The 6,463-nt window shown below is 34.7% G+C and carries 5 protein-coding genes; all 5 read left to right on the top strand.

Annotated elements, in window-relative coordinates; translation table 11 throughout:
* Nucleotides 1-1,032, top strand: a 1,032-nt coding sequence (locus ACW2QF_RS01590; RefSeq protein ID WP_455714240.1) for a hypothetical protein, incomplete at its 5' end; no start/stop codon positions are given.
* Nucleotides 1,007-2,248 carry a hypothetical protein gene (locus ACW2QF_RS01595; RefSeq protein ID WP_455714241.1) on the top strand — a complete coding sequence of 414 codons (1,242 nt, stop codon included), beginning with the start codon at nucleotides 1,007-1,009 and terminating at the stop codon, nucleotides 2,246-2,248. The genes ACW2QF_RS01590 and ACW2QF_RS01595, both read left to right, overlap by 26 nt.
* Nucleotides 2,249-2,355: 107 nt before the next feature.
* Nucleotides 2,356-2,880, top strand: coding sequence for a cysteine hydrolase family protein (locus ACW2QF_RS01600; RefSeq protein WP_455714242.1), 525 nt, complete (start codon nucleotides 2,356-2,358; stop codon nucleotides 2,878-2,880).
* Nucleotides 2,881-3,223: 343 nt separating this feature from the next.
* The gene (locus ACW2QF_RS01605) at nucleotides 3,224-5,821 is read left to right on the top strand and encodes a cation-translocating P-type ATPase (RefSeq protein ID WP_455714243.1); all 2,598 of its coding nucleotides are present in this window, start codon (nucleotides 3,224-3,226) and stop codon (nucleotides 5,819-5,821) included.
* Nucleotides 5,822-5,841: 20 nt separating this feature from the next.
* Nucleotides 5,842-6,463: DNA alkylation repair protein (locus tag ACW2QF_RS01610; protein WP_455714244.1), on the top strand; the 622-nt coding region annotated here is incomplete at its 3' end.

A 6,463-nucleotide genomic window follows, 5' to 3' on the forward strand; every position in this document is an offset into this window, starting at 1 on the left:
ATAGATTCTTCTGTGGTAGATGAAGCAGAACATAAAGTTAAGAATAGAGCGGTGGAGAAGGCAAAAGCAGCAGTCGATGAAACAGTAACAGAGCAGGATAAATTGGTTACAAAGGCAAAAGAAGTAGTAGATGATGCTAATGCACAGAAGAAGAAAGAGATAATGAAAGCGAAAGCTGCTATGAAAAAGAAAGCAAAAGCAGTTGATAAATTATTAGATAAAGTTTATGAAGATAAAGATGGTATGCGCACAGCAAGGGAAAGCTTAGAGACTCAAAAAGCTACGATTGGAACTGCAAAAAGAACAGTGGAGGATGCAGAAGATAAATTAGATGATTTTCAAAAGACTAGTTCAATTGACGAAAAGATAGCAGAAATGGATCAAGAAGATTTAGAAGATGATATGAAAACGAAAGAAGAAGTACTTGATAAATTAAATCAGGTACTGGACGCAAAAGGAAAAGTATCTTCAGAGATAGACGGAATGGTTACTGCACTTGATATTGAAATCAAAACATCAATTACAGGAACTGAGAAGGTTGCAATAACACCAAGCTGTTCTGTATTCATTGGTAGTTTTGAAAAGGAGTATATGGAATATGTGGAGAAGGGGGATAAGGTTAGTTGTCAGCTTACAGGATATAAGAATGTGGTAGAAGGAGAAGTTATTGACATCGCTTATAATAGTGAAGGAGACTGCTTTGATGTGACAGCTAAACTTCCAGATGAGAAGTTTGCGCCTGGAATAACAGGACAATTTACAATCAACAAATCCTCTGAAAAATACGATAATTGTATACCAATAACTGCACTTAGGAAGGATAATTCAGGGGATTATGTGCTTGTCATGAAGGAAACAAGTACCATACTTGGTAAAGAGTTTATAGCTTATCGCGTTAACGTTACTATTAATAAGAAAGATTTCCAAATAGCTGTTATTAATGATGTGCTAGGTTACGATGAGGAAGTTATTACAGGAAGTAATCGTAATGTTATGGAGGGCGATCGTGTTCGCAAAGGATCCTATGAGTAGAGAAAGTAGATGGAAGATAAAAAACATCGTTTTGCTTATTCTTGCAATTGCTTGCTATGGTATTGGAGTGAAGACCTATTATGAACTAAGGGAAAATTATCAAAGTGTAAGTGTGCAACTGCAAGGGGAAGCAACAACAAAGAAGCAGGTGGAGACCGTTTTAGAGGAAGAAAAAGAGAAGTATGAACTAGAGGAAGATAAAGAAGAAGAGAAGACGGAACGGAAAGATAATAAGAATGAGGTAAAGAAAGTCCCAGAAGTTACCGCATATGAAATGGAAGAACATATGAAGGTTACGAATAGGAATTTCAATAGAGATAAGGAACTAACCAAGTATCTTGTTTTTGGAGATATGAATCAGATTTTACCAATACAAATCTGTAGAGGCAATTATGTGTATGAAGACGATCTGGAGGGGTGTATTTTAGATAAAGATACAGCATATGGTTTATTCGGAAGCTTAGACATAATTGGCCAGCAGGTAGCGATTGATGAGAATAGCAAGACGAAAGACAGTAAAGATAACAACGAGAGTAGTGCACAAGGGGAGAATGTGACTACAACTAATGAACGGGAGTATTATGTAAGAGGAATCCTTGATACAAGTCATCCAGTTGTTATGGTTCAGGCAAGATACGACAAGACGCAGTTTCATTATTTACAATTTGACTATGGTAATAGTTCAAGAGGAAGAGAATACGTAGAACAATTAATGATGATTTATCCATTAGGTTCTTCACCAGTAATTGTTGACCAGAATTTGATTGTACGATTACTAGGCAATGTATTATTCTTACCTTGGTTATTTGCAGGTATATTTATCATATGTAAGACAATTCGATTCTATTTTGAATATCTGAAAGAGAAGGAATATAAGAATGAAACGCTACAGCATTTTATTATGAAGTTTGTTCCAGCTATAATTACTGTGCTTGGAATCGCCATCACAGCAAAGAGATTTGCCTTTTTTCCTTTGCAATACATACCTACAAAATGGTCAGATTTTAATAGTGTCAGTCGGACAATGGACTTAATAAGAAAACATGTAGAAGAATTTAATTATATGACGCCTACAATTCGCGAAGTTTTACTTCGTGGAAACATGAATAAGCTCGTCATGGCAGTGGCTGGTATGATAATTCTAATTTGGGTAGTTATCGAAAGAGTACATATAAAAAACTTAGTAGAAAGAGATCGGCAGGGTTTTAATCCTTAATTCGTTGATGTATAATTGATTTGGAAAGAATTTTCAATCTTATGAAAGGAGCCATGCACTGCTATTTTTGAATTAAGTTTTAGTGGTGTACATGGGAAGCGATGAGTATGAAATATGCAATAGTGGTAGTAGATGTACAACAAGAACTAGTTAATGAAACATTATATAATAAGGACAATTTCATTGCTAATATTCAAGATATGTTGCAGTACGGACGGAAGAAAAACCTTGAGATTATTTATGTCCGACACGATGATGGTGAAGGAGAGAAACTTACAAAAGGAAAACCAGGGTATGAGATATTTAATGAAATAGAACCAGAAGAAGGGGAAATTGTATTTGATAAATCATACAATAGTATATTCAAGAAAACAGGACTTATGGAGTACCTAAAAGAAAAGCATATAACAAATCTTATCATCATGGGATTGCAAACAGAATATTGTATTGACGCCACATTAAAAGCTGGGTTGGAACATGGGTATCGTATGATTGTTCCAGAAGGAACAATTACAACCAGAGACAATGGAGAGTTTACAGCCAAACAATTGAATGATTTCTATCATAATATAATATGGAATGGGCGTTTTGCTAAGGTACTTCCAATGGATAAGGTGAAAGAATTAATCTAGTTCGGTAACATATGTACCTTAGATTGTGAATAGTAATAGCGATTTATTAATATGCGCTAAGAAATCGCTAAGAAAATATTAAAATTTTTAAAATTTAATTGACACCCCTATTACTATATTGGTAAAATAAATGAAATCAAAAGGGAGTAGCTAACATTGAAAAATGTTTGCGGTGTCGTCAATACGATTCTATTTAGTATAGAATCCGGTATCGTGATGAAGTCAAAGATATTGGCTTGAATAGCAAGACTTTTGTTGTAGGATAGATACAGCAGGAGTTCTGCTTTTTTTATGCTCCAATAAGGCTGGATTATTCCGATATTCAATAAAATGGAGGGATTGTATGTTAGAGTATCAAAAGGACAAAGAAGCAATCATACGAGAATTTGGTACATCGTGGAAAGGGCTCACAGAAGAACAAGCGAAAGAAGCAAGGAAAAAATATGGAGCTAATGAGTTAGTAGAAGCTAAGAAAAAGACTGTATTACAAATTTTTCTTGAACAATTTAAGGATTTCCTTGTTATCATTCTTATTATTGCAGCTGTTATTTCAGCATTCTTAGGTGATCTAGAAAGCTCAATTGTTATTGGTGTAGTTATCACAATGAATGCTATACTTGGTACCGTTCAACAGAAAAAAGCTGAGAAATCACTTAATAGCTTAAAACAGCTTTCAGCGCCAGTTGCAAAGGTTATTCGTAATGGTGAAACTGTTTTGTTACCATCAAAAGATGTTGTTGTTGGTGATATCGTTATGCTAGAAGCAGGAGATTATATCTGTGCAGATGGTAGAATACTTGATAATGCAAGTTTACAAGTTAATGAGAGTGCATTAACTGGTGAAAGTACTAGTGTTGAAAAAGAAGATATAACAGTTGATAAAGAAGTTCCTCTTGGAGATCAGATTAATATGGTTTTCCAAGGTAGTTATGTTACATATGGACGTGCATCGTTCCTTGTAACACGTATCGGTATGATGACAGAAGTAGGTAAGATTGCAAGTCTTTTAAATAACGCTAGTGAGAAGAAGACACCACTACAAAAGAGTTTAGATGACTTTGGAAAGAAACTTTCGATACTTATTTTAGTAGTCTGTGCTATTGTTTTCGGATTAAGTATATTCCGTGGTGAAGCGATTGTAGATGCATTCTTATTTGCAGTAGCATTAGCGGTAGCGGCTATTCCTGAAGCCTTGAGTTCAATTGTAACAATTGTATTAGCATTTGGTACTCAAAAGATGGCAAAAGAGCATGCAATTGTTCGTAAGTTGCAAGCGGTAGAAGGTCTTGGTAGTGTTTCTATAATCTGTTCTGATAAGACAGGAACATTAACACAAAACAAGATGACTGTAATGAATTATTATGTAAATAATACGGATTATGACAAAGATGTTCTTAACAATGGACGTTTAGAAGAGAAATTTGATAATAAATTAGTTTTATATAGTATTCTTTGTAATGACTCAACTAGTAAAGATGGAGTAGATATTGGTGATCCAACTGAAATAGCTTTATATAATTTTGCTAAGTCATTTCGTATGGATATAACTAAGCTAAGAGATACTTATACAAGAATCGCAGAAATCCCATTTGATTCTGATCGTAAGTTAATGTCAACTGTTCATTGCATAGCAGATGAGAAGCGCATGATTACCAAAGGTGCAGTTGATGTATTATTAAACCGCATAGGCTATATTGAAACAGAAGCAGGAATCCAAAAAATCACTAATGCAGATAGACAAGAAATTCAGTTAGCAAACTTAAAATACTCAGAAAAAGGGTTACGTGTATTAGCATTTGCTTATAAGACATTAGATGGTACATCTATTTGCTTAGATGACGAGTGTGATTTAGTTTTCTTAGGCTTAATTGCTATGATGGACCCACCTAGAGTGGAATCAAAGGAAGCTGTTCGTAAGTGTATCGAAGCAGGAATTAGACCAATTATGATTACTGGAGATCATAAGATTACTGCAGCTGCAATTGCTAAGGAGATTGGAATCCTTACAGAAGGCACAGTAGCTGTTGAAGGTAGTGCAATTGATGAATTAAGTGATGAAGATTTAAAAGAATTTGTAGAACAAGTTTCAGTATATGCAAGGGTTTCACCAGAACATAAGATTCGTATCGTAAAGGCATGGCAAGAAAAGGGCAATGTAGTTGCGATGACAGGCGATGGTGTTAACGATGCGCCAGCACTAAAGCAAGCTGATGTTGGTGTGGCAATGGGTATTACAGGAACTGAAGTTTCTAAAGATGCTGCTGCAATGGTTCTTACAGATGATAACTTCGCAACAATCGTTAAGGCTGTTGAGAACGGAAGAAATGTATATCTGAATATTAAGAAAGCAATTAAGTTCTTATTATCAGGTAATATGGCAGCTATCTTAGCGGTTATGTATGCTTCATTCATGGCATTGCCAGTTCCATTCCAAGCAGTTCACTTATTATTTATCAACCTTTTAACAGATAGTTTACCAGCGATTGCATTAGGTCTTGATCCACATACAAGTGCAGTTATGAAAGAAAAACCACGTAAAGCCAATGAGTCCATATTAACAAAGAACTTCTTAATAGGTATTTTAGAAGAAGGTCTCGTTATTGGTTGTATGACAATGATTGCTTTTCATATTGGTAATAGCGTAGATGCGGCAACTGCTAGTACAATGGCATTTGCTACGTTATGCTTATCACGATTAGTACACGGATTTAACTGTAAATCAGATCGTGCAATCTTGTTTAGCAAGAGAATCATTGATAATAAGTTCATATGGGGAGCATTTGCCCTCGGCTTCTTGTTAATTAATGCGGTCCTACTTATACCAGGATTATCATCTATATTCAAAGTGGCATCATTAACAGGAACACAATTCCTTATTATCTATGGACTTTCATTAGTTAATTTATTTGTAATTCAATTACTTAAATGGATTAAGAATTAATTCTAAAAAAGGTTCAATTAATGAAAAGCATAAACGAAATTGAGCAAAATAAAGACATTAGAGCAAAAATAGAAGAATTATCGGAACCAGAGTATCAAGTATTCACAAGTAAGTTATTACCTGGTGTGTCCAACATAATTGGTGTTAGATTGCCAAAACTTCGTAAAATAGCAAAAGAGATAGCAAAAGGAGATTGGAGAACTTATCTTGAATATGCCAGTGATGAATCCTATGAAGAAATTATGTTACAGGGAATGGTCATTGGTTATGTAAAGGGTTCCTTGCAGGAACGTATCCCTTTCATAGAGAAATTTGTTGAGAAGATAGATAACTGGTCAGTTTGTGATAGCTTTTGCAGTGGTCTTAAAGTTACTAAGATATATAGCGAAGAAATGTGGCTTTTCCTTCAATCTTTTTTTCAAATGCAAGGTGAGTTTGAAGTTAGGTTTGGAGTTGTAATGTTATTAAATTACTATTTAGACGAGGCATATATAGAACCAGTATGTAAGATATTCGATACGATAAGACACGATGGGTATTATGTTAAGATGGCAGTTGCTTGGGCAATATCTATCAATTATGTAAAGTTTCCTGAAGCAATGGAAACTTATCTAAAGAGAAATAAGCTAGATGATTTTACTT

It is taken from the genome of Anaerosporobacter sp. (assembly GCF_965301125.1).